This window comes from Coprobacillus sp. (genome assembly GCF_984815275.1).
This window is the reverse complement of the sequence record NZ_CFJNYH010000014.1, coordinates 17498-40817: the sequence shown is the minus strand read 5'-3', so window position 1 is coordinate 40817 and position 23320 is coordinate 17498. Positions and strand designations below refer to the sequence as shown.

At 29.2% G+C, this 23320-nt stretch carries 25 protein-coding genes; 23 read left to right on the top strand and 2 right to left on the bottom strand.

Annotated elements, in window-relative coordinates:
- Window positions 1-161: 161 nt before the first annotated feature.
- From AC5M21_RS06600 to AC5M21_RS06545, 12 genes are all read left to right on the top strand, one after another.
- Window positions 162-359: a MerR family transcriptional regulator gene (locus AC5M21_RS06600; RefSeq protein WP_008790777.1), complete on the top strand. Its 198-nt coding sequence runs from the start codon at window positions 162-164 to the stop codon at window positions 357-359.
- A 36-nt stretch (window positions 360-395) separates the two neighbouring features.
- Window positions 396-707 (top strand): hypothetical protein, encoded by a 312-nt coding sequence (locus AC5M21_RS06595; protein WP_008790776.1) that lies wholly within the window; start codon window positions 396-398, stop codon window positions 705-707.
- Window positions 708-1079: 372 nt separating this feature from the next.
- Window positions 1080-1400 (top strand): type IV toxin-antitoxin system AbiEi family antitoxin domain-containing protein, encoded by a 321-nt coding sequence (locus tag AC5M21_RS06590; protein ID WP_008790775.1) that lies wholly within the window; start codon window positions 1080-1082, stop codon window positions 1398-1400.
- A gap of 391 nt (window positions 1401-1791) precedes the next feature.
- Complete coding sequence (locus AC5M21_RS06585) at window positions 1792-2769, top strand: MerR family transcriptional regulator (RefSeq protein WP_008790774.1); 978 nt, start codon at window positions 1792-1794, stop codon at window positions 2767-2769.
- Window positions 2770-3221: 452 nt separating this feature from the next.
- A complete protein-coding gene (locus AC5M21_RS06580) occupies window positions 3222-3491 on the top strand; it encodes a helix-turn-helix domain-containing protein (protein WP_236916388.1) in 270 nt (89 codons plus the stop codon).
- A 462-nt stretch (window positions 3492-3953) separates the two neighbouring features.
- Window positions 3954-4577 carry a phosphatase PAP2 family protein gene (locus tag AC5M21_RS06575; RefSeq protein ID WP_493531480.1) on the top strand — a complete coding sequence of 208 codons (624 nt, stop codon included), beginning with the start codon at window positions 3954-3956 and terminating at the stop codon, window positions 4575-4577.
- A gap of 12 nt (window positions 4578-4589) precedes the next feature.
- Complete coding sequence (locus AC5M21_RS06570) at window positions 4590-4910, top strand: isochorismatase family protein (RefSeq protein ID WP_083807019.1); 321 nt, start codon at window positions 4590-4592, stop codon at window positions 4908-4910.
- 458 nt (window positions 4911-5368) lie between these two features.
- Entirely contained in the window at window positions 5369-5842 is a 474-nt protein-coding gene (locus AC5M21_RS06565; RefSeq protein WP_008790762.1) for a GNAT family N-acetyltransferase, read from the top strand.
- A gap of 686 nt (window positions 5843-6528) precedes the next feature.
- Window positions 6529-6828 (top strand): YciI family protein, encoded by a 300-nt coding sequence (locus tag AC5M21_RS06560; RefSeq protein ID WP_008790760.1) that lies wholly within the window; start codon window positions 6529-6531, stop codon window positions 6826-6828.
- Window positions 6829-7420: 592 nt separating this feature from the next.
- Window positions 7421-8926 (top strand): Y-family DNA polymerase, encoded by a 1506-nt coding sequence (locus AC5M21_RS06555; protein ID WP_008790759.1) that lies wholly within the window; start codon window positions 7421-7423, stop codon window positions 8924-8926.
- A gap of 16 nt (window positions 8927-8942) precedes the next feature.
- Window positions 8943-9362, top strand: a complete 420-nt coding sequence (locus tag AC5M21_RS06550) for a YolD-like family protein (protein WP_008790758.1) — start codon at window positions 8943-8945, stop codon at window positions 9360-9362.
- 185 nt (window positions 9363-9547) lie between these two features.
- Complete coding sequence (locus AC5M21_RS06545) at window positions 9548-9925, top strand: VOC family protein (protein WP_008790757.1); 378 nt, start codon at window positions 9548-9550, stop codon at window positions 9923-9925.
- 575 nt (window positions 9926-10500) lie between these two features.
- On the opposite strand, the gene AC5M21_RS06540 is transcribed toward AC5M21_RS06545, so the two are convergent.
- A complete protein-coding gene (locus tag AC5M21_RS06540) occupies window positions 10501-11886 on the bottom strand; it encodes an MATE family efflux transporter (protein WP_008790755.1) in 1386 nt (461 codons plus the stop codon).
- Between the two features lie 121 nt (window positions 11887-12007).
- On the opposite strand from AC5M21_RS06540, the gene AC5M21_RS06535 reads away from it, so the two are divergent.
- The 6 genes from AC5M21_RS06535 (at window position 12008) to AC5M21_RS06510 (ending at window position 16466) form a co-directional block, all read left to right on the top strand.
- Window positions 12008-12541 carry a PadR family transcriptional regulator gene (locus tag AC5M21_RS06535; RefSeq protein ID WP_008790754.1) on the top strand — a complete coding sequence of 178 codons (534 nt, stop codon included), beginning with the start codon at window positions 12008-12010 and terminating at the stop codon, window positions 12539-12541.
- Between the two features lie 62 nt (window positions 12542-12603).
- Window positions 12604-13104, top strand: a complete 501-nt coding sequence (locus tag AC5M21_RS06530) for a GNAT family N-acetyltransferase (protein WP_017144114.1) — start codon at window positions 12604-12606, stop codon at window positions 13102-13104.
- A 393-nt stretch (window positions 13105-13497) separates the two neighbouring features.
- Window positions 13498-14178, top strand: a complete 681-nt coding sequence (locus tag AC5M21_RS06525; RefSeq protein ID WP_008790752.1) for a hypothetical protein — start codon at window positions 13498-13500, stop codon at window positions 14176-14178.
- A gap of 400 nt (window positions 14179-14578) precedes the next feature.
- Window positions 14579-15217 carry a hypothetical protein gene (locus AC5M21_RS06520; protein WP_008790751.1) on the top strand — a complete coding sequence of 213 codons (639 nt, stop codon included), beginning with the start codon at window positions 14579-14581 and terminating at the stop codon, window positions 15215-15217.
- Between the two features lie 320 nt (window positions 15218-15537).
- Window positions 15538-16134, top strand: a complete 597-nt coding sequence (locus tag AC5M21_RS06515) for a tocopherol cyclase family protein (protein WP_236916387.1) — start codon at window positions 15538-15540, stop codon at window positions 16132-16134.
- A gap of 26 nt (window positions 16135-16160) precedes the next feature.
- On the top strand, window positions 16161-16466 hold the full coding sequence (locus AC5M21_RS06510) for a hypothetical protein (protein WP_017144115.1): 306 nt from the start codon (window positions 16161-16163) through the stop codon (window positions 16464-16466).
- A gap of 425 nt (window positions 16467-16891) precedes the next feature.
- Here the strand turns inward: AC5M21_RS06510 and AC5M21_RS06505 are convergent, their stop codons facing one another.
- The gene (locus AC5M21_RS06505) at window positions 16892-17935 is read right to left on the bottom strand and encodes an alpha-helical endospore appendage domain-containing protein (protein ID WP_008790748.1); all 1044 of its coding nucleotides are present in this window, start codon (window positions 17933-17935) and stop codon (window positions 16892-16894) included.
- 181 nt (window positions 17936-18116) lie between these two features.
- On the opposite strand from AC5M21_RS06505, the gene AC5M21_RS06500 reads away from it, so the two are divergent.
- The 5 genes from AC5M21_RS06500 to AC5M21_RS06480 all read left to right on the top strand — a co-directional run bounded on the left by AC5M21_RS06500 (window position 18117) and on the right by AC5M21_RS06480 (window position 23313).
- The gene (locus AC5M21_RS06500; RefSeq protein ID WP_008790747.1) at window positions 18117-18437 is read left to right on the top strand and encodes an alpha-helical endospore appendage domain-containing protein; all 321 of its coding nucleotides are present in this window, start codon (window positions 18117-18119) and stop codon (window positions 18435-18437) included.
- Between the two features lie 46 nt (window positions 18438-18483).
- Window positions 18484-20553 (top strand): DUF11 domain-containing protein, encoded by a 2070-nt coding sequence (locus AC5M21_RS06495; protein ID WP_008790746.1) that lies wholly within the window; start codon window positions 18484-18486, stop codon window positions 20551-20553.
- Between the two features lie 173 nt (window positions 20554-20726).
- Entirely contained in the window at window positions 20727-21533 is an 807-nt protein-coding gene (locus AC5M21_RS06490; protein WP_008790745.1) for a MerR family transcriptional regulator, read from the top strand.
- Between the two features lie 3 nt (window positions 21534-21536).
- Window positions 21537-22586: a BtrH N-terminal domain-containing protein gene (locus tag AC5M21_RS06485; RefSeq protein ID WP_008790744.1), complete on the top strand. Its 1050-nt coding sequence runs from the start codon at window positions 21537-21539 to the stop codon at window positions 22584-22586.
- 133 nt (window positions 22587-22719) lie between these two features.
- On the top strand, window positions 22720-23313 hold the full coding sequence (locus tag AC5M21_RS06480) for a uracil-DNA glycosylase family protein (protein ID WP_008790743.1): 594 nt from the start codon (window positions 22720-22722) through the stop codon (window positions 23311-23313).
- Window positions 23314-23320: the final 7 nt, after the last annotated feature.

The following is a 23320-nucleotide window of genomic DNA, read 5'->3' as shown; positions in this document are numbered from 1 at the left end:
TAAAAGTTTATGTTTACATAAAAAGATTATTTCTATGATATAAAACTCACAAAATAGGTTTTGATATCTATTAGATAATATTTAAAGATATCAAAAAAGTTATAATCTACTTGACCTTACTGTGTGGAGGATAGTTTATACTGTGAGCAGAGGAGGTAAATATGTATAGAATTAGCCAGTTTTCTAAAATTTCTGGATTAACAGTAAAAGCATTACGTTATTATGATCAAGAAAACATTCTCCAACCCACATTTAGAAATGAAGATAATCAATATCGTTATTATAATGAGGAAGATCTTAAAAAGTCACAATTGATAAAGTCCTTAAGATCGTTAGATTTCTCAATAATGGAAATCTAAGATGTTGTTGAACATATTCAGAATCATGATGATCTTATGTGTGTACGCAATGAAAAAATAAAACTTATAGAAACAAATATTTCAAAAGAAAAAGAATTGATTGAAAGAATAAATACGAATTTATCAGTGAATCAGAAGAAAACATCTCTAAATCATTATCAAATTGATACTGTTACACTAAATGAAATACAGGTTGCATCTATTCGTTTTACAGGTCAATATACAGAATTAGATAAATATATTCCATTACTTTATAAAGCAGATAGAAAACACCTGTTTTCTACACTTACGTACAACTATGTACACTCACGAAAGCCCCATTTATGGGGTTTTTTGTTGCTTTCATGAGTGTGTGTGATGGTGGTAGACACACATAGTTTAACAAATAGGTAACAAATTTCATATTTTTACGCAGAATTTTGGCGTAACTTTTAGTATATAATATATGATGTTTTTATAGGAGATTGTTTGGTGTTCAATTTGAACATATCGTTAATCGGATAGAAAGAAGTATTATAGTCATTGGTATGATGAAATAATGTATATATTGAAAAAATCTAGTTTTCTTTTTGTAATTACAAACGACAAATAAGAAATAATTTTTTAAAGAATTTCAATTCTTTACTAACATTGTTTATTTTCTTTCTATGAATAATATCATCATATTTAGCTTTAAACTACGTTTAATTATAATATATAGTATGAAAGTAAGGTGATAAAATGAATGAGAGTGAAATCATGGTGAGATATTCAAATGATAATGAAGGAATTATTATGCTAAAAGATATAATTGATTTAGGTGTTTCTAAACAATACTGTTTAGAATTCTTAAAAAAGAATAACTATAAAAGGATTACTAGAGGATTGTATATATATACTGATTTATGGATAGATTATTTTTATGTTTTATCATATAAATATTCTAAAGCTGTTTTTTTCCATGAATCACCAAGTTATTTGTTGGATATGTCAGATAGAGAACCATTATATTATTTAGTGACACTACCATATGGATATAAAGTTAATCATTTAACAAAATAGGGAATTAAAGAATACACTTCTATTAAGGATAGATATCAAATTGGTATCATAGAAGTAACTAACCCTAATGGACATATTGTTCGTTGTTATGATCTAGAAAGAACAATTTGTGATATTTTCAGGATAAGTATTAATTCCAAGATAAACAAGTAGCATTTAAGGAATATTTTAAAAAATATAAGAATATTTCTAAACTTATGCAATATGCAGAAATCTTTAAAGTTTATAGAAAAATTAAACTGTATCTAGCGGGATTATTATGATAGAGACAGCAGTAATAGCAATAAAGCGAATATGCTCTCAAGATTTGCTTATTTTGAATATAAATATTGACTCTTCCTTTAGGGAACCCTATATAATATAATTATACTTTAGAAGGAGAGCATATATTATGGACAAATTAATAAAGATTAGAGATATTTCCAATAGGTATGATATTACAGCGAGAACATTACGCTACTATGAAGATATAGGGTTATTGACAAGTATCCGTAGTGATGAAGTGTCCTATAGAATGTATGATGAGGATGCAATTAGGCGAATTGAGCAAATCTTGATACTACGTAAATTAAATATAAGCATCAAGGACATTAAGCGTATCTTTGATACAACTGGATCAGAGGTGGTTTTAGATGTATTAAAAAAGAAAATAGAAAGTATAGATGATGAAATATCATTATTGTATCAGCTTAAAGAAATAGTGTTTGATTTCATACAAGAAATTGAAACATTAAACTTTACGGTCGAGTCGGACATTAAACAATTATATGACAAAGCAAAAGAGATAGAGATGCAGATTACCAATGTTGATTATATAGGGAAGCCATCCAATGTTTCCCGTCTTATTGAAGTCACAAATAAATTAGATAAAAAAGTACCCGATATCATGGTTGTTAGAGTTCCTTCATTTAAAGCAATAACTACGGGAATCCATTCATGGGAAGATATTTTTAAAAATGGTGGATACATGTTTCAATTATGGCAGCACTATCACCTTTTTCGAACGATTATATTTGATTGTTTGGATTTCACAATGGTAGTAGATGATACTTTAGGTGAAATGATTTGTGCAATTAAGGATGATATCAAACAAGAGGATGTTAGTCCGATGGAAATCATTGATTTTAAAGGTGGTTTATATGCTATGGCTGTTAGTATAGATGAAGATGATGAGAGCATTCAAAAAGTTCAAGAGAAAATATTTCAATGGATTGAAAATACTAATTTTGAAATAGATAAGAATAGAAAGTTTATGTTTAATATGCCGTATTTAGATGAAAACAATGCGTATCAACAGGATATAGAAAAAGGACTTGGATATCGACAAATGCAAAGATATGTTCCTATAAAGTTAAAAGATGAAAAATAGAGAGAAAAGTTATTTGACAGGTGTTTATTTTAAAGTATATTTGGTATCAATAGTATAATAGAAAACTTAGGTTTCAATGCTTACATACAACTATGTACATACACGAAAGACCCATTTATGGGTTTTTTGTTTGTTTGCATATACGCACATGAGTGTGTATGTGTGGAGTTTGTAGTAAGGTAACAAACTTGTACAGAGATTAATGTAGCTTTTGGCGTAAAATATAAACTGTTTTTTATATGAAGCTGAATGGTTTATCATAATGAGAAATAGATAATTTTTGGTGTACAATTTGAACATGTTGTTAATTGGATAGAAAGAAGTATTATAGTCATTGATATGATGAAAATGTTTTTTAAGAAATCAACAATTCTGTTATAATAGGTTTAGATAATATCTAATTAGAATCAGTTGAGTTGGAATGCAACATTGTATAGCGAGGAGATGACAGAATGGAGTTTAATGAGAAATTACAGGAACTTCGAAAGAATAAAAATTTGACACAAGAACAACTTGCTGAAATGTTGTTTGTATCAAGAACAGCTATTTCAAAATGGGAATCAGGTAGAGGATATCCAAGCATTGATTCTTTAAAAGAAATATCAAATTTTTTGCAATATCCCTTGATGATTTACTTTCAAGGGAAGAAATCTTTACTGTTGCACAAGAGGATAGTAAACAAAGAATCCATCATTTTAGAGATTTGGTATTTGGTTTACTAGATTGTTCAGTAGCGACATATTTTTTCCTACCAATATTCGCACAAAATACTGGAGATGTAATAGAATCCGTTTCCTTGTTATCTTATACCAAAGCTGAAAGTTACATAATTGTTCCTTATATGATTATTGTCATTGGATTGATATTATGTGGAGTTATAACATTGGCGCTTCAAAATTGTACAACACTTTTTTGGATTAGAATAAAAAGCAAACTATCTTTAAGTTTGAGTGTCTTAGCAACATTATTTTTTATGCTTAGTCGTCAACCATATGCAGGGACTTTCATTTTGGTTTTTATGATTATAAAGACTTTGATGCTTATAAAATGGACATGACACGAATCGTATCAGATATGTGACGCACCAATTCTTTCATATTTTTATGCCATCGACTATATTGTGTTTAGGCAAAAGCCAAACACGAAAGGATGGATAAAAAATGAAAAAACAGAGAAAAAATTTTGTGATAACAGGAGGTTTATTCCTCTTGTTTATTTTATGGACAATGGCAATTTGTTATGTGGATGTACAGATGATAGGACCAAGAGATTCCGCAGTAGGTTTTGCAACGTTTAATGAATTCTTTCATAATCTTACTGGAACACATATGCTGATATATGTCATTACTGACTGGTTGGGATTATTACCAGTGTCTGTCGTACTAGGATTTGCAATACTCGGACTTGTACAGTTAATAAAAAGAAAAAACTTGTTCAAGGTAGATTATGATATTTTGATTCTTGGAGGTTTCTACATCATAGTATTTACCACATATATTTTATTTGAGGTGTTTGCAATCAATTATAGACCAGTATTGATTAATGGTTATCTAGAAGCGTCTTATCCTTCATCAACAACACTATTAGTGATGTGTGTTATGCCAACAGCCATTATACAAATGAATAAGCGTATTCATAATGAAAAGGTAAGAAAAGTTGTTAAGTATGCTATTTTGGTATTTACCTCACTTATGGTGATTGGAAGATTAATATCAGGTGTGCATTGGTTTACGGATATTATTGGTGGTGTGTTGCTGAGTACAAGTTTAGTAATGTTCTATAATTCTATAAATAAATCCCTTGAATAGTTAGAAGGCGAAATCCTTGTTTACCACTTACAAACAGTTATTGAAAAACATTATCCAAATAGTTTTTATGAAACAAATTTGCATCATAAACTGATAGAGAGTGAGATAACAGAGTTAGTTGTTTGTGGGATGATGACACATATATATATTGATACAACTGTTAGAGCTGCTAAAGATTATGGCTATCAAATTACACTGATATCGGATGGTTGTGCAACTAAAGATTTAGAATGGAATGGTGTTACATTACCAGCGACGCTTATTCAAAATGTATATATGGCTTCATTAAACAAGAAGTTTGCAAATGTTATTTTGAGTTCAGAAATAGTCTAAAAATATAAATTTGTGAAAGTGAGCATATTATGTGGTTTGATGATTTCACAGCCTGATATTGGAGAATGTTGTGATGACATAAAAATAAACAGTTTAAATTATTGGGGGAGAAACATATATTTGGTTTTGGATTGATAAATAAGAATTTGAAGAATATTAAGATTATGAAAATTACTTTTATTATAGGATGTTTATTTAATGTTTTTGGTCTGGTTATAATCATAAAAGGAAGGATCCCATTTATATAGATATATAGTGGAGTGAAAAATATTATTTTACATTGTAGAATAGAAGGTGGTGCATCTATAGTATTGGGGGTTAATGATTTTATTAAGTCATATCATTTCTATTAATCCAGTAATAGTGATGACTATAATTTGAGGAATCTGTATTCATACTATTGTCATTGAAGTTTTATTAAAAATAATTTAATAAATTGAATTTTGCAGGAGGCGGTTATGGACTATAAAATAAGAACAATAAGAGAGAGTGAATATAGCTTGCTTAAAGATTTTTTGTACGAAGCAATCTTTGTACCAGAGGGTGTGCCTGCACCATCGAGATCAATTATTAATCGGCCAGAATTACAGATATATATAACTGACTTTGGAAAGAGAGAAGATGATATAGGTTTGGTTGCAGAAATTGATAAGAAAGTTATCGGTCTAGTATGGGGACGCATTATGAATGATTATGGACATATAGACAATGATACCCCATCTCTTGCGATAGCCCTATATAAAGATTATCGGGGATTGGGAATAGGTACTGATTTAATGAAAGAAATGCTCCGTATTTTGAGATTCAGAGGGTATAAACAAGCATCGCTTGCTGTACAAAAAGAAAACTATGCTATTAAACTGTATCAAAAAATAGGATTTGTAATTGTAAATGAAAATGAGGAAGAATATATTATGCTTTGTCATTTTTAATAATACGAATTCCATCTTATTGATAGGAAATGAGAAGTTAAGGAGGAATTGCAAAATAATGATAAATGCATTAGTAAAGGAGTATCTTTCTTTGTCAGATAAAATGAGAAATGGTTATAAAGATAGTTTGGAGATTGCAAGTCAGACATGGAGTTAAACCTTGAATAAGATCATTTCTATTGTTCCTAAAGTTTTTCAAACTATATATGGAGAAGTAGCAGGAACATATAGAAATACAGAAAATCAAAAATATATGGATTTTATACCTGGTTATAGGTTGATACATATTATATAATTAGAAAGTGAGTATTACACTCTCTTACAAATGTTAGTTTCAGACGATATAAGAGAATTCCAAATGAGAACAATTATTCCTCTATTAGCTGACTATTCATCTTGCTATATCTGTTATATGATAACAAATAGCAATAAGTAAACTATTTTCCATTATTCGCCAGACGATGGCTTTCAAAAAATGCATGCTTCTGTAGAACTGTGTTTTAAAACTATAATTACATTTTATCTTAAGAATGTTTTTTATTTAAATAGTGAAGCTTTTCTTGATTATGATTTTGAAAGAGAAAGTATTATTGGTGCTGAAAATAATCCTTGTATAGATTATTGGGCACAATGAAAAACAGTAGCGGTTTTATAAAAAAATTAGAATTCATGGAGGAGAAAGTTGTATGGGTAAATTGATGTACATGGTAATGCTTGAGAAGAGCAAAAGTTATAATAGGTTAACAAAAAAAGTTGTCACAGAACATGTTGATAACATAAGAAGGTTAGATGATGAGGGGAAGTTGGAAATTTGTGGTGTTTTTAAAGGTTATCCAGGGATGGCTGGTATGTATATTTTAAAAGCAGAAAGTCGTGAAGAAGCAGAAAAACTTTGTCTCATGGAACCTTTGATTATCGGAGGATATGCAACATACAAATTAGTTGATTTCCAAGTTGCAAATCGAGAAAATAACTATTTGCTGTAAATTCAGATAAAAAGTCATTTTTAATAGAAAAATATGATTATAGTTAAGTTTTTATTTTATTCTGATAGGTATTTCATCCACATCTTTAGGGTGTTGATGAAATACCATTTTTTATTTCAAGACATGAGACATGATCAATTATTCATTTTTATAAAGTTGCATAATATATTGATATATGCAACTTTATATGATATGATTTGTTTATAAAAATGGAGTTGATTTCTATTAAATATTCGACAAGAGAATAGGTTACATATAAAGATATATTAACAAAGAAATTATCACAAATTACTAAGAGAAGTGATAATGTATTATATGTGATATCATGTATACTTAAATACTAAGCATAATGGGTTAAAAAGATATTGTTCTATTGTCTTCCCTTACAAGTTACATAAAACTATTAAAACCTCATAATATGGGTGACTTTTTTAGTAGTGTTTGTCAATAATAGATATGAGATGATTATACCAACTCTTTTAAACTGCAATTTAGTGAGATAATTCATTAAATTTATAAATATGACTTTGAAACGGTATAACATGTTATGTATGGTTTAAAAGACAAATATGATATTTTTAGGAGGTAACAGGTGAAAAGGAATAATCATATCTATGTGGCAATTGATTTAAAATCTTTTTATGCATCTGTTGAGTGTAGGGAAAGAGGTCTTGATCCATTGACAACTCATTTAGTTGTTGCTGATTCAAGTAGAACAGAAAAAACAATATGTTTAGCAGTTTCACCCTCCTTAAAAAAGTATGGTATAGGTGGGAGAGCAAGATTGTTTGAGGTTGTACAAAAAGTAAAAGAAGTTAATAAACAAAGAATGAAAAAAGCAACAAAACATCAATTTTCGGGTACATCTTTTGATGAACAAGAATTACAGAGAAATCCCAATTTAGAACTTGTTTATATAATTGCAACACCTCGAATGTCATTTTATATTGATTACAGTGCAAGAATTTATCAAGTCTATTTAAAATACTTATCTCCACAGGATATTCATGTTTATTCAATTGATGAGATATTTGCAGATATAACGAGCTATTTGAAAAATAGTAAAATGACAGCAAGAGAGTTTACAAAAAGAATGATAATAGATATCTTTCAAACAACTGGAATGACAGCAACAGCTGGGATTGGAACAAATTTGTACTTATGTAAAATTGCTATGGATATAGTTGCTAAACATGTTAGACCAGATGAGGATGGTGTAAGAATTGCTCAGTTAAATGAATTGAGATATCGACAATATTTATGGAATCATAAGCCATTAATAGATTTTTGGAGAGTAGGCAGAGGATATACGAAAAGACTAGAGAAATTAGGATTATATACGATGGGAGACATTGCAAGATGTTCTATACATAATGAAGATATATTATATGATGAATTTGGCATTAATGCAGAATTGCTGATTGACCATGCATGGGGATATGAATCATGTTCTATGAAAGATATTAAGTCATATAAACCTGATCATCAAAGTATTGGTAGTGGGCAAGTTTTGAGTGAGCCTTACAATTTTGAGAAAGCAAGGCTAGTTGTCAAAGAGATGGTTGACCAACTTGCTCTTAATCTTGTTGATAAGCAACTTGTTACAGATCAGATAACATTGACAGTAGGTTATGATAAAGGCAATCTTTCACATAATCAATCCAAATATAAAGGTGAAGTCACAACAGATTACTATGGTCGTAAAATACCTAAACATGCCCACAAAACAATTCATCTTGGAATGTCAACATCATCTTCATTATTAATGATTGATAAAGTATTAGATGTTTATGACAAAATTGTAGATAAAAGACTTTATATTAGAAGAATTCATATTTCTGCGAATCATGTTCTCGATGAAAGTTTAGTTGCAAATCAAGAAGTCATTGAACAGATGGATTTGTTTGTAGACTATGATGCTTTAGAAAAACAACGAAAAAGACAAAAAGAAGAATTGGAAAAAGATAAAAGACTGCAACAAGCGACATTAGAAATAAAGAAAAAATATGGAAAGAATTCTGTTTTAAAGGCTATGGACCTTGAAGAAGGTGCCACAGCAATTACACGTAATGGAACTATTGGAGGGCATAAGGCCTAAATATTGGAGGTGTCGTATGAAAGAAGATATTCATAAATATGATGATATTATCAATATGCCACGTCATATTTCAAAGAAGCACCCACAAATGTCCACACGTGATAGAGCAGCGCAATTTGCACCATTTGCAGCATTAACAGGCCATAAGGAACGTATTGTAGAAACAGAACGTTTAACGACTGAAAAGAAAGAGTTAGATACCTGTCAACAAGAAATAATTAATAATGCATTACAGAGAATTCGTCAAAATATAAAGAATTGTCCAAATGTAACAATAACATATTTTATTCCAGATTCTAAAAAAGAAGGTGGTAAATATATCACTGTTATAGAACATGTTAAAAAGATAGATGATTATGAAAATATTATTTTATTATCAAATGGAAGCAAGATAATAATTAATGATATATATGACATTGAATTATCTTCAATTTAATTAGTGAATATAAATCTAGAGATGGTATTGATTTTTTATAATTCAATAAGAAAATGATATTCATTGATGTGTTTTTATCTTATAATATTCAATATTTAAACCTATGTCTTATTTTTACAATGAAATAATGAATTATTAAATATATAATAATATATATGAAGTTCAACAAACAGGAGGTGGTTCTTTTGTTAACTCCTTATTTAACATTTCATGGAAAGTGTGAAGAAGCATTTGAATTTTATGCCAGAGTTTTTGGTGGTGGAAAAACTGTTTTTGTAAGACGAGAAAATAATCCTAATAATCCTATTATGCATGCAACTATTACTTTTACTAAATATGATGGGTGTATTATGGGAGCAGATATAGAAGGAGCAGTAGTGATTTCAGGTATGGCAATTTGTTTTGTGTTACCATCTAGAAAAGTGATTGAAGAAGTATCTGAAAAACTCGCAGAAGGTGGTACACTTGTTCAGGAATTTCTACCACATCCAGTTCCGCATGATAACGATGGTGGAGCGGAAGTACTTGATAAGTTTGGATATACTTGGTATTTGAGCACATAAAACAAAATATCTATATTTTATGAATATAACATAGATGATTTCGAATTTTACTTATATGCATTTTGAAATAAAATAATTTGTTTTTTGATGGTCATTAAGAAATTTAAGCCCTTGTCAATATTTAAAATAAAATGAGTGAAAGTGTAAAGACTTATCTATAGTATTGATTATATAAAATTCTAGAATTCGTTATACTTTGTATCAAGAAAGTCTTGGACCAATGAAAGAAGCAGGCGTATTTTGGCACAATCATGTATGGGATGGTGATAAGATTACTAATCTCTTAGATCTTATCCTATTTTTTGAGAAAACTGAATATTGGAAAGAGATGAAAGTGAAAATATCTATTCTCTGTATAAATTGATTTATGAAATAGATAAATATAATGAAAATCATTCTATTGAGTCAAGCAGATATAGTCATTGAAAATGTTGTTATACAATAAAAGAATATACGGAAGTGAATGATGAGAATAAAGGAAATAGTAACTCAAGATGAAAAAGTCCAATCATTGAATTTTATCCAGATGATTGGTTTTTTCAATTTATAATTTAAATTCATGATTACCACTCACATCAAATCGATGATACTGTATTTTTTGAAAGAAACTGTTTTTTTGCTGTAATTAGGTCTTTATGAAGTTTAATAGCCATAAATACAGTGATAACAGCACAGAGTATATCAGCAATTGGTTGAGCATACAAAATACCATATAATCCCCAATATTTTGGTAAGATAAGTATGAGAGGTATAAAGCAAATACCTTGTCTACATGCACCTAAAATACATCCTTCTTTTGCTTTCCCCATAACAAGAAATAGGAATGAATACACTGTATAGAAGCCAAAGAATATAAAAGTAATTCCTTGAGCTCTTAATGCAACTGAACCAATCTTAACCATTTCTATATCACCTTTAGTGAATAATGACATCATTTGTGTAGGAAATATTATACTAATTAAAGCAAAAATTCCACAAAATATCGTAGACCATAATATAGATATTTTAATAGCCTTAAACAAACGATCAAACTTCTTTGCACCATAACTGAATCCTGCTATTGGTTGGAATCCTTTTAAGAACCCAAAGACAACTAGACTTCCCATTGACATTATTTTCGTTAATGGACCCATGGCTGCAAGTGCAGAATTACCATAATTTTTTGCTGCATCATTCATCATTCCTATAGAAAGACTTGTGAGTAACTGAAAAATAAGCGTAGGAATTCCTATTTTTAAAATTTCTGACATAATCTGTTTAGAAAATTGACATTCTTTAATACTGTAATTAAAGATACTTTTCTTAAGTAGAATATAACGTAAATAAACGAAAGTAGAGACAATTTGTGAAATAGCAGTAGCGATGGCAGCACCAGCAATTCCATAATCAAATGTATAAATAAAAATTGGATCTAATATAACATTTAATAGAGCACCTGCTAATAATGCACTCATTGCTGTTTTTGCAGATCCTTCACTTGAGACAATGTTATTCATTGTGACATTAAATATATTAAAAATAGAGAATGTAATGTAAATACGAGCATAGGTCATTGCATAAGGCATAACATTATCAATGGCACCAATCTGTTTAAGAATGGGTTTTAAAAAGATGACTGAGAAAATAATCATAATTGCTCCAACAAAGAGACTGCTATAGAGAGCTGTGCTTGTAACCTTATTGGCAGTGTCTTTATCTCCACATCCAAGAAGTCTTGATAGATAAGCAGCGGCCCCATTGCCAAATAATAGTCCTAAACCAACAATAATCTGCCCTAGTGGAAATACGACCGTAACTGCACCCATTTGATGTGTTCCAAGTCCACCAACAAAGTAGGTATCAACTATATTATAGAGTGCATTGATGAGCATACCAATCATAGTTGGTAATCCAAGAGTTAATAGTGCTTTTTGAATTGGAATACTGCCTAGTAATTCCAATTTTTTGTTATTTTGATTCATGTGTCATTCTCCTTTCGCTTGACATAAGAAATAACTTATAGTACTATAAATTATAGTATACAGAAGATGAAAGTTATACTACTATAAATTATACTATTTGTCAATAAAAAAGGAGGAACTTATGGCAACTATAGATTTAATTGTATTAGGAATACTAAAGAAAGAATCACTAAGTGCTTATGATATTCAAAAATTAGTAGAGTATCGTAATATTTCTAAATGGGTAAAAATTAGTACACCATCAATCTATAAAAAGGTTATTCAACTTGAAGAAAAAGGTTATATCAGTAGCCATTGTGTCAAAGTTGGAAAAATGCCAGAGAAAGCAATCTACTCACTTACTAAAAATGGAGAAAAGAAATTTGAAACTCTTATGTATGAGATTGCATCACATCCTATTCACTTTTTTTTAGATTTCAATGCGGTTATTGTTAATTTATCTAGTCTTCCATTAGAAGGTCAAAAATCTTGCTTAATACGTATTGAAGACAATATTAAAACTCTTAAAATGTATTTAGAAGAAAATCTTGATGAAAAAGTAGCATTATCTGATATTCCTGAAACAGGTTTAGCCGTTTTGCAACAACAATATATATTAGTGCAAGCAATTGAAACATGGTTAACTGAAATGAAAGCCAAATATATATTGTCATAATCATTAAAATTGTCTAAATGAATAAGTTTGCTCTGAAAAATATGACTGTAAGGAGGTATGTAATGATTGAAATGAGACTCGCAAAAATGAATGAAGCGAAAATGTGTTTTACTTTTATTAATGATGCTAGAAAATATCAGAATCAACAAGGTTTTATACAATGGACTGAAAATTATCCAAATATAGATACAGTCATTGAAGATATTCAAGAAGAAAGAGGTTATATACTAAGTTTCAATAATTTACCATTTGGATATCTTTGCATTGATTTTGCTGGTGAACCTGCTTATAACAATATCAATGGAAGCTGGTTTAGCTCTCATGATTACGCTGTTATCCATAGGATGGCTTTTGGAAAAGAGGGGAGAGGAAAAGGAGCATCAAAAGCAACTCTTCAGCTTGTAAAAAAATTATGTATATCTAAAAATGTATTTGCTATTCGCGTGGATACAGATCCCCATAATAAAGCAATGCAACATATTTTAGAACGAGAAGGTTATAAATATTGTGGTACAGTTATTTTCCAAGATAGTCCGAAACTTGCTTATGAACTTATTTTCTAATAGTTTTTACAATATCAAGTTTTATCATCTTTAATGAAGATTAAATAAGTAATAGTAAGAAGCAATCTCTTGATTTGAAATTATAGAGGAGATTATTTCTTACTTTTATGTTTTGTATTTCATTACGTTTTGAACATAGTGAAATAGTGGGAATATAAAAAAAGAAATGCTTAAATACTGGAGTAATGATATAATATTAATGATTATTAGTGATTTTATAATTCTTAATATGTGATTAAAATTATGAAGGTCTTATTTATGTGTATCGTGTAGGGATGATTTGATTGACTCGTAAACAAGTTGTAGAAAAATAATAAAAGATAAAATTTTTATTGTTCTAGGATTTAAGTTTATCATCTGAAAATGTAGGATATAGAGAGTTGAGGTGGAATAATGGATTATCATGTATTTATAAATAGTTTGTTGGAATATTATCAGTTATATGAAAGAGGATTAAAAAAACAAGCGAATAAGTATATTCAAGATTATGTTATCTCTCTTTCTCAATGGGATAAGGATAAGCTGCGTGATGTATTATTTCACTTCACAAAGGAGCTCTGTGATGAACAAGGATATGATTTTTGTAAGCGTGGTAATGGGAGAATTCCTTATGCATTGGATGTGTTTTTAAGAGACTATCTTTATTCAGAGTGTTTAGAAAACAAAATGCCTCAATTAAGATGGTTTTATGAATTATATAAAAATGATAAATTTGGTGTAAATTATGCAAGGAATATGCTTGAAAAAGCTTATTTAAGTGAAAAGTGTGATACAAAAACAGTTGAATTATTTTTTTATATGTGGATTGAGATTCTAGCCTGGGGATCACATCATTTCCCAAATGGGTGTCTTATTACAAAAGAAGCTATGGAAAATGCAGTGAAACAATGCAAAAAGATTATTTCAGAAAAAGATGTTAATGAGAAATTCAGAAAGCAATTAGAATATTTTGAAACGCTTTATATATGTTATTATCAATTTGAAGAAGATAATAGAACGAAGACATTTGAGGATTACTGTCATCAAGCAGATATAGAGTTTATTTGTAATAATGCATACTATTATAATTATTGAGAATTAGATGATTTATGGCTTATATAAAGTGAAAAATATATATAAGTTTATGGAGGGAATACTATCCATTCAATCATTGATCATGTTCATATCACAGTTGAGAATTGAGAATGTGCAGAGAACTTTTATGATAAATTATAGTTTTCATAGAACACATTAGTTTCCAAATATAAAAAATTAGAATTGGATATATGGTTGAAATGTTTGTTTGAGATGATGATTGCCATTCAATGTATGAAGATGGAAAACAATTAGTTGATATGGTTTATTTGAAAAAAGAAAAAATATTTCATCATACGATGAGATTGCCTATAATACTTTATAGTCAAAAGTAAAAAGATATAATTTATTCATTACATGATCATAAATATGTATGGAAATAATAAAGGAGGATATATTATTGAATTACGAAGAGATATTGAAAGCATTTCAAGAAAAAGAATTTCATATAGATGATTATATATCAGTAGTTGTAGAAAGTAAGGATATACGTGAGAAACTTATTCAAAATCTCATAGAACAAACACATATTAATGTTTATTATCGTAGCTATTATTTAATCAATGCAGTTAGTTTAACGAATCCAGAACTCTTTTATGAATACTGGGATTTATTTGTAAGTTTGCGTTATCATAAGAATTCTTATCATCGTAATATTTTTCATTGGATTATTACAAATCTGATTCCTGTCGATAGTCAAAATAAATTTGATAAGATTAAAAAAGAGTATTTTTCTCAAATTAAAGATGTTAAAGTTTTGACAGGTCTAGAAGCAATGAAGGATATTATTATTATGAGTCAATATCGTCCTGATTTAGAGGAAGAAATTATTTCATTGTTTTTAGATGAAAATATGATAAAAGATTATACTGATAAGCAAAAAGATCGTTTTCATTTTTATAGTATGGAATATTTTGAGTCTCTCTTGGATAGAAAGAAAGATGAAAGGTTGTTAGATTTTATCAAGACATGTTTAAACGCTAAAAACACAACAACTGCTAAGAAAGCAAAGCAGATTCTAAAAAAGTATACATATTAATAGGGTATGAACCAGCATAATCAATTGTATGGTTTGAATATGATGAGTTTTATTAGGAAGAAGATGAAGTTTTACATTGTAGTGTAATTGTTCCTAATTTTCAAACATTGTTAGAATGATATTCCATAGGAATTCTTGAAATAAAATTTAAAGATAAATAGAAAGTAAATCTGGAATTATAGAATTGTGAATTTTGTGAATCATATTAGAAAGTGTGTTGGAGAAAATAATGGAAGAAACTCATACATAAAACTTTATTTCAAATGAAATCTTTAGGAATAATAACTTGTGATGATACATATCATTATTGGGGTGATATTATGATTTCATATGAACAAGAATGGCAATTGCATCAAAGTCATAAAATACCAGCCTTTGAAGGTTGGTATTTTCGTGTGGTAGATAATCAAGTTTCAGCTGCTGTTATTATTGGAATAGCAAAAACACAAGATAAACAGGAAGCATTTATTCAAGTGTTTCATACATTATGTCAATCAATGGAAAAGGTAAGTTATGATATAAAAGATTTTGTATATCAAGAAGAGCCTTTTTCTATATCTATAAAAAATTCAATATTTAAAAAACATTATATTCATATTGAAGATTCAAAATTATCAACAGTCATAGATTTAGAGTTAGATATGCCTTTGCATATTCAAACAACAAAATATGCACCAACAATTATGGGACCATTTGCGTATCTTAAAAATATGCAATGTAATCATGCGATTCTTAATTTAGAAAGTCAAACACATGGTTACATGAAATATCAAAATCAGATTTATAATATTCAAGGTATTATTTATCAAGAAAAAGATTGGGGAAATTCTTTTCCAAAGAAATATATATGGGTTCAATCAAACTGCTGCTTACAAAAAAAGCAATTCTATTTCTATCGTGTGCCACAATTCCACTGAAATTTTTTCCATTCACAGGTATTATAATGGTTATAGTTATTGATGGTCAACAATATCAGATTGCTTCATATTATGGAGCAAGTATCACCCAGAGAGAAATCATTGGTGATATCTATTATTTAGTGATTAAACAACATCAGTATAGAATTGAATTCAAAATCAAAACAGGATTAACTTATACATTAGATGCACCAGAAAATGGTATTATGTTGCGTAATGTTGAAGAGAGTTTATTAGGGCAAGTTGAAATGAAGATATACGAACATCAACAATGTAAGGAGAATCTTTTATTTGATCATTGTGGGATAGAAAATGATAACTTTTTTGTGTAGTTACTTATCTATTGTAAAATAATAAAACTTAATATAGGATGAAAGAATATATTATGGAATTAAGAACTTATATTGATCATAAGGATTATAAATATTTATGCTTTATAGTGTACAAATCGTATACTATACCTAATAACAGAGTAAAACTCAAATGATTTATGACTTAAAATTCAAAAGGAATCAAAACAATATGCTTTTGAAAAAACAGATGTTCTATTGGTATTATTAAATGTTTTTGATATAAACTATATGACTAAAAGTTTTAGAAATTAGGATTTTCAAAAGATAATGTCATAAAAGATTCCTTTTCTTTTCAAGATAAAAAATGGGCAACATACCATACGATAGTTACAAAGTCTAACTATTTAAGAAAGTATAATGGACTTCAAGATGTTCAATTATGAACATCTTTTATGTTTTGCATATTACTGAAGTCCGCATTTTTCTAAACAAGAACATTTCGGTAAACACAGATTTTGTAATGTATTGAGTTTTGTATATAATACATTTTCTAGTAGCATCACATTGTTAATTGTCATTTGAACAGAGTTATCAATCTCTATGAGTTCACATATGTTATTAGCCATTTTTATAGCGTGTTGCAATTTTTCTCCTTCAGCATTTAAAATATGAGAAAGTGCAGTTTCTTGAAGAGCAATTGATTCAATTAAATCACAGATACTTTGATTAATACAAGGCATACAACAATGATTTGAATGTTGACAGTTGCATCTTTTTGTCTCTTGACACTTATCTGATTGCTCACAATCATTACAAGGACATATCTCTATATTGATTATACAGTGAAGTAAACATGGCTGACATGAGCACTGAGTTGCTAATATAATAAGCTCAAGATTTTGGGAGTCAGAAGTTTGGTTTAAAATAAAGTCATTAATTCTATATTCATGGGGAATACAATATTTTTTTATGCAACATTTATCAGTTGTAGAAAGACATAAATATTGTTTTCCTTTGGATTGAATAATTGAAATATGGAATGGAGGAAAAATAGTCAATTGACAATAGTGATTTATGTTCTCATCATCAATGATGTGAACAATTGAATGATTATCTGATAGTTCTAATACAAATTCATTATAAACAACAACTAAAGTATCATGATTTAAATTATATGAAAGATTATGAATTTTTGATGTTGTTGTCTTTGGTTTATCTATATAAAAATAATTTATTTCTTCTAAATGATTATTTAATTGATAAATATAATCTTTTTCTCTTATATCTACTGCAAAGAAACATTGTTTTTTGTTATTATAACAAATTGCAGCAAAAGGTCTTGAAACATTATGGCTTCTTATAAAGTTGTATTGGTTATCCATTACATAAATCATTTTTTCTTCAGGAACTGTTAAATAATAAAATTGACCATCAAATGCCATTCCTTTATAAAGTAAGTGATGATTTTGTGGTAAAGTTTTTATCAATTCTAAATTGAGTATATCCATTTTAATACCTCCAATTTATACAATTTCTTTGATGATATATCACTTTATTATATGAAGAAAATAATGGAAGGTGACTATTTTTATACTGAACAATCCTTTTGTATTTTGCATAGTATAAGATGAAGGATTATGGTAGATTTTAAGCCAAAAACTTCAACTGAAAGGATTGGAGGTGATTATTATGGGAATGCCAGTTATTACTCCTGGAACGGGTTCAAGAGAACAGGCTATTACAGATTTAATAGAATCAGTAGCATTACAGGAAGCAGCCCTTTCACATATCTTAAATGCAGAAGGAGAAAAAATTCAAGCTGTTGTTGCAATGGAAGGAGTTACACCTGAGGAACTCCTCATGGTTAATAAATCTGTTGAGAATATGACAAATACCATAGCAAGATTAGAAATGCTACTTCAAGCAAAACTCGAACTTTTTGATTTAGATAGTCCTATCACTGAAACTGTCTCACAATTCAATTTATTAGGAGGAAATAAAACATCTTAACTTCCTTTCAATTCAAATAATAACGAGGAAGGAGGTGAATTATACTATGGCAAATATTTCAGGTAGAATTGTTTTTGATAGAGATAGAAGTGCAACAATCACATCTGGGGATTCAGGAATATCAAATATTCCTGTTGTTCTACAAAACATTACAACGAATGTAAGATTAACTGTGCTTACTGATACAAATGGGAACTATGTCTTTATAAATGTACCAAATGGTCAATATAGAATTGTTGAATCATATGGAACTACTGGTGGTGTAGCAAGCCCTGGTGACTTTAATAATGCTATTGTAGGAACAATACCAGAAGGAGTCAATCCACCTATTACTTCTGTTATGAATCCACCCATTGGATCAACAAATCTAGATTCATTAACACCAGATACACTTTTAGTAACAGTCACAGGAACTGATTTAATAAATCAGAATTTCTTAAATGGACCTGTCATTTATACACCTATTGAAGAAATATTAGATAACTGTGCAATAACAACTGATGTGAATTTAATAACAGATGCTGATAATGGGACTTTTGGTGAATTTACTGCAGGAACACCAGCCAATACTGGTGCACCTAGTGAACCATATCCAGGAGTAACACCCGATTTCACTTATGTATTGCCTAATCCATCTCAATTTACACCATTAGATGGAGAATACACTGTTCAAAATATAATGACAGATTCAATGAGTTCCACCATTGGTGCCTGGTGGAGAATAGCTGATCACACTGTTGGAAATGAGACTGGTAGAATGATGATTGTAAATGGTTTTAATCCAGGTGCGGTCTTTTTTCGAAGTCTTGTTTTGGTTCAGCCAAATACGAATTATCTTTTCACAGCATGGATATTAAATCTGTTTAAGGTAACAGGATATCCTAATCCTGAATTGGGAGTTCGTATTTTAGATGAAAATAACAATATAATATATGATGCAACTTTAGGAGCACTTATCCCAGTTAATACAAATGCTCCAGAATGGAAGCAAATAGGGACAGTTATTAATTCTCAAAATAATACGAGTTTAACAGTTGAATTCCTAAGTGAGGGGCCAGAGGTTATTGGAAATGATTATGCTATTGATGATATTTCTTTAACAGAGATATTAGTTCGTGAATTTATTCCTGTGAAAACAGTAAATAAATCAATTGTTAATGTGGGAGAAACTGTTGAGTATAGCATAACACTCACAAATCAATGTACAAGTCCACTTACAAATTTATCTTTTCAGGATACAATTCCAGACGTATTAACATTTGTAACAGGAAGTGTTGTTATTAATAATATATCATTTATGACGGCTAATCCTAACGTTGGTTTCGCTTTACCAGATATTCCTGGAGGGGGAAGTGTTACTGTTACTTTTGAAGCAAGAGCTGATTCTGTACCAGCTGTTAATCCAACTCTTAATAGTGCAAATATCACATATTCTTACACACCAGTAGAAGGTGGTATTCCAGGAGTTTTTGAAGTGACTTCTAATGAAGTTGCTGTAACTATACAAACATTAGCAGATATTTCTGTGATAAAGACGGCCAGTCCTAATCCTGTAACTCCTGGTGAACTGTTGACATTTGAAATAAGTATTCATAATGCAGGACCATCATCAGCAGAAAGTGTTACTTTAAATGATACTATTCCTTCATTATTTTTAAACGCAGAATACTCAGTTGATGGTGGAGTCACTTTCTTACCTTGGACAGGGAGTCTTAATATTGGAACGCTTATGAATCAAGAAACAAGACTTATTGCTATACGTGGAACTGTAAGTACAAGTGCAATGTCTTCATTTAGTAATACAGCCACTGTCGTATCTTCTACGCCTGATCCAAATCCAGATAATAACACTTCTACAATTGTTGTTCATATTTTGACAGCAAGATGTCAGGCGATTACAGACATTATTCAATCAGTTGCAATGCAAGAAACAGCACTTTCTCATATTTTAAATGCTGAAGGTGAAAAAATTCAAAAATTTGTAAGTATAGATGATATACGTTCTGATCAACTATTAATGTTAAATGATTCTGTAAAATCCTTAGTAGGATCAGTTGCAAGGTTAGAATCTGTTCTACAGGCAAAACTTCAAAGCATATCTCATATAGATTGTTAAGGCTAAACAATAATGATTATAAAGTATACTGAATAGGTGCCAACCTATTCAGTTTCTTTATGAATAATTGATACCAGCAAGTTCCATTCTTGAGAAAAGAATAGGATTAAGTTATAATTTTCTTGACATTACCATGTGGGGGATAGTTTATACTCTCAATAGAGGAGGTAAATATGTACAAAATTAATCAGTTTTCTAAAATTTCTGGATTAACTGTAAAAGCATTACGATATTATGATCAAGAAGGGATTCTTCAACCAGCTTTTAGAAATGAAGAGAATCAATATCGTTATTATAATGATGATAATCTTAAAAAAGCACAATTGATAAAATACTTAAGATCTTTAGATTTTTCAATAATGGAAATTAAGGATGTAGTTGAAAATGTTCACAGTCATGATGATCTTATGTATATATTAAATGAAAAAATTAAAATTATAGAAACAAATATTTCTAAAGAAAAAGAATTTATAAAAAGAATGAACACACAATTATCAACCTTTCATAACAAAACATGTTGCAATCATTATCAAATTGATACTGTGACAATAGATGAAATACTGGTTGCCTCTATTCACTTTAGAGGTCAATATACAGAACTTGATAAATATGTTCCACAACTTTATAAAGCAGTTAAAAATAACAAAAATGGGTATCATTTTAATTGTTATTTTGATGAAGAGTGTGTCGAAAGTGCTGATATAGAATTATGTGTACCTATAAAAAAAGAGATTGATAATAAGGCCATTCGTTGTAAGATATTACCTCAAGTGAAAGCTTTACGAACTACACACTATGGAAGTTATGAGACTTTATATTTGGCATATCAGGCAATGTTTGAGTATGTGAATACACATCATATAGAAACATTCACACCATCAAGAGAAATCTATATAAAGGGACCAGGTACAATCTTCAAGGGGAATCCTGATAATTATGTAACTGAAATTCTTTTACCTTTAGAAACAACAAAGGAGTAATGTATGAAAAAAATTATTGAGGATTTTATACCTCAAGGAGGTAAACATTGTATTACAAATGCACTGAAACAAGTTCTTTCTTATTATGATTATCCTATATCAGAAGCTATGATTTTTGGAATTGCATCGGGTTTATCTTTTTTATATTTAAATCAATCTATATCTCCAATGATTAATGGGAGAACGAAAGTATTTGAATTTGAAGAAAAATTAGCCAAGCGTCTACATATCACAATTAAGTGTAAATCTGGTAAAGATTATACACGTATATTTAACATGACAAAGAAAATGATAGATGAAAATCATCCAGTATTAATCTATGTTGATATGCCTTATTTACATTATCTTGGTATGAATCCAAATAGTCATTTTGGGGGACATGCGGTTGTTTTATATGGATATGATGACGAAACAAGAGAATTTTGGGTTAGTGATAGAGATAATCATGATTTTCCTATTAGAGTTCCTACAGGTAAGATCAATCAAGACTATCATCTTGTTCATTATGATGAGTTAGAAAGAGCACGTTGTAGTTCACATAGACCTTTTCCAGCTTCATACAAGTATTTGATGTTTGATTTTCATGATTATCAAAAGATTGATAAATTAACAATAAAAGAAGCCATTTTGGAAACTTGTGAAACTATGTTAAATCCACCAGCACAGTTATTAGGCATCAATGGAATTTGGAAATTTTCTAAAGAGATTCTTAAATGGAAACAGTTTAGTGATTATAAGCTACGTACAGCAGGAGTAACGAATTATTTTCAAATTTCTCATGATGGGGGAACTGGAGGAGGTATTTTTCGCCAACTCTATGGTGAATTTCTAATTGAGGCTTCATTAATAGTGAATGCTGACATATTAAATAGTATAGGCCAACAATTTATAGATGTTTCACATCAGTGGGATTTGCTTGCTGATGATTTGTGGCAGTTATCTTTAGATGGTGATGTAAGACTCTTAAAAAAGATGTCCCAATCAATCCAAGATATTTATATGATTGAAAAGAATCTTTATATAAGACTCCAAAAAACGGTTCATAATCTTTAACTAAGGTTTTATTTTCTTTAGAGTTTTTAGACAAATTTATTCATATTCATGACAGACTCTGTCAAGTTTACTATGATAAAATAGTTTATAATCAATAGAGAGTAATCTTAGGAAAAAGAAAGGAGCAGAAAATGTGAATATAAAAAAAGAACTAGAGAAAATCAATGATACCTCAAAACATTTTCAATTTAATGATATTGATGTTGATCCTCTATCAATAAAAGCAATCATGATTAATGAAGTTGTACCAGCAGATCCATATCAGGATTTTTATGGACAATATGATGCAGATTATCTCAAAACAACAATACCACTTTTTCAAAAAGCTGGGTATAATGTATCTTCAATTAAGGACATACTTGATTTAGGGGTTTATATCACAAATGCTGTAAAGATACCAAAAACAGAATACACCATTCCAAGAGAAGTTATTGAAGCTAATCTGCTATTTTTAGAAAAAGAAATTGCTTTATTTCCAAATGTAAGGGTAATTATGCTGATGGGAGATGTCTCTAAAAAAGCTTTTAATATGATTACAAAGAAAATAACAAAGAAAAATGTTATTCCAGCTATGTCTACATACAAACTTAGAGATAGTGAATTCTATTTTAATGATGTAAGAATCATTCCTTCATATATTATGACAGGGGCTAATATACTGATTGAAAAATCAAAATTCCAAATGGCTTCTGAGGATATTCAAACAATGATGAAAATTATTTATTAAGACAAAA

What these genes read in the sequence shown, in the direction of transcription:
- AC5M21_RS06510 (WP_017144115.1), top strand. Translation starts at nt 16,161, where the DNA reads ATGGTTATAGTTATTGATGGTCAACAATATCAGATTGCTTCATATTAT.
- AC5M21_RS06525 (WP_008790752.1), top strand. Translation starts at nt 13,498, where the DNA reads ATGGATTATCATGTATTTATAAATAGTTTGTTGGAATATTATCAGTTA.
- AC5M21_RS06600 (WP_008790777.1), top strand. Translation starts at nt 162, where the DNA reads ATGTATAGAATTAGCCAGTTTTCTAAAATTTCTGGATTAACAGTAAAA.
- AC5M21_RS06585 (WP_008790774.1), top strand. Translation starts at nt 1,792, where the DNA reads ATGGACAAATTAATAAAGATTAGAGATATTTCCAATAGGTATGATATT.
- AC5M21_RS06500 (WP_008790747.1), top strand. Translation starts at nt 18,117, where the DNA reads ATGGGAATGCCAGTTATTACTCCTGGAACGGGTTCAAGAGAACAGGCT.
- AC5M21_RS06535 (WP_008790754.1), top strand. Translation starts at nt 12,008, where the DNA reads ATGGCAACTATAGATTTAATTGTATTAGGAATACTAAAGAAAGAATCA.
- AC5M21_RS06590 (WP_008790775.1), top strand. Translation starts at nt 1,080, where the DNA reads ATGAATGAGAGTGAAATCATGGTGAGATATTCAAATGATAATGAAGGA.
- AC5M21_RS06550 (WP_008790758.1), top strand. Translation starts at nt 8,943, where the DNA reads ATGAAAGAAGATATTCATAAATATGATGATATTATCAATATGCCACGT.
- AC5M21_RS06485 (WP_008790744.1), top strand. Translation starts at nt 21,537, where the DNA reads ATGAAAAAAATTATTGAGGATTTTATACCTCAAGGAGGTAAACATTGT.
- AC5M21_RS06565 (WP_008790762.1), top strand. Translation starts at nt 5,369, where the DNA reads ATGGACTATAAAATAAGAACAATAAGAGAGAGTGAATATAGCTTGCTT.
- AC5M21_RS06595 (WP_008790776.1), top strand. Translation starts at nt 396, where the DNA reads ATGTGTGTACGCAATGAAAAAATAAAACTTATAGAAACAAATATTTCA.
- AC5M21_RS06580 (WP_236916388.1), top strand. Translation starts at nt 3,222, where the DNA reads ATGGAGTTTAATGAGAAATTACAGGAACTTCGAAAGAATAAAAATTTG.
- AC5M21_RS06530 (WP_017144114.1), top strand. Translation starts at nt 12,604, where the DNA reads ATGATTGAAATGAGACTCGCAAAAATGAATGAAGCGAAAATGTGTTTT.
- AC5M21_RS06560 (WP_008790760.1), top strand. Translation starts at nt 6,529, where the DNA reads ATGGGTAAATTGATGTACATGGTAATGCTTGAGAAGAGCAAAAGTTAT.
- AC5M21_RS06490 (WP_008790745.1), top strand. Translation starts at nt 20,727, where the DNA reads ATGTACAAAATTAATCAGTTTTCTAAAATTTCTGGATTAACTGTAAAA.
- AC5M21_RS06495 (WP_008790746.1), top strand. Translation starts at nt 18,484, where the DNA reads ATGGCAAATATTTCAGGTAGAATTGTTTTTGATAGAGATAGAAGTGCA.
- AC5M21_RS06540 (WP_008790755.1), bottom strand. Translation starts at nt 11,886, where the DNA reads ATGAATCAAAATAACAAAAAATTGGAATTACTAGGCAGTATTCCAATT.
- AC5M21_RS06505 (WP_008790748.1), bottom strand. Translation starts at nt 17,935, where the DNA reads ATGGATATACTCAATTTAGAATTGATAAAAACTTTACCACAAAATCAT.
- AC5M21_RS06515 (WP_236916387.1), top strand. Translation starts at nt 15,538, where the DNA reads ATGATTTCATATGAACAAGAATGGCAATTGCATCAAAGTCATAAAATA.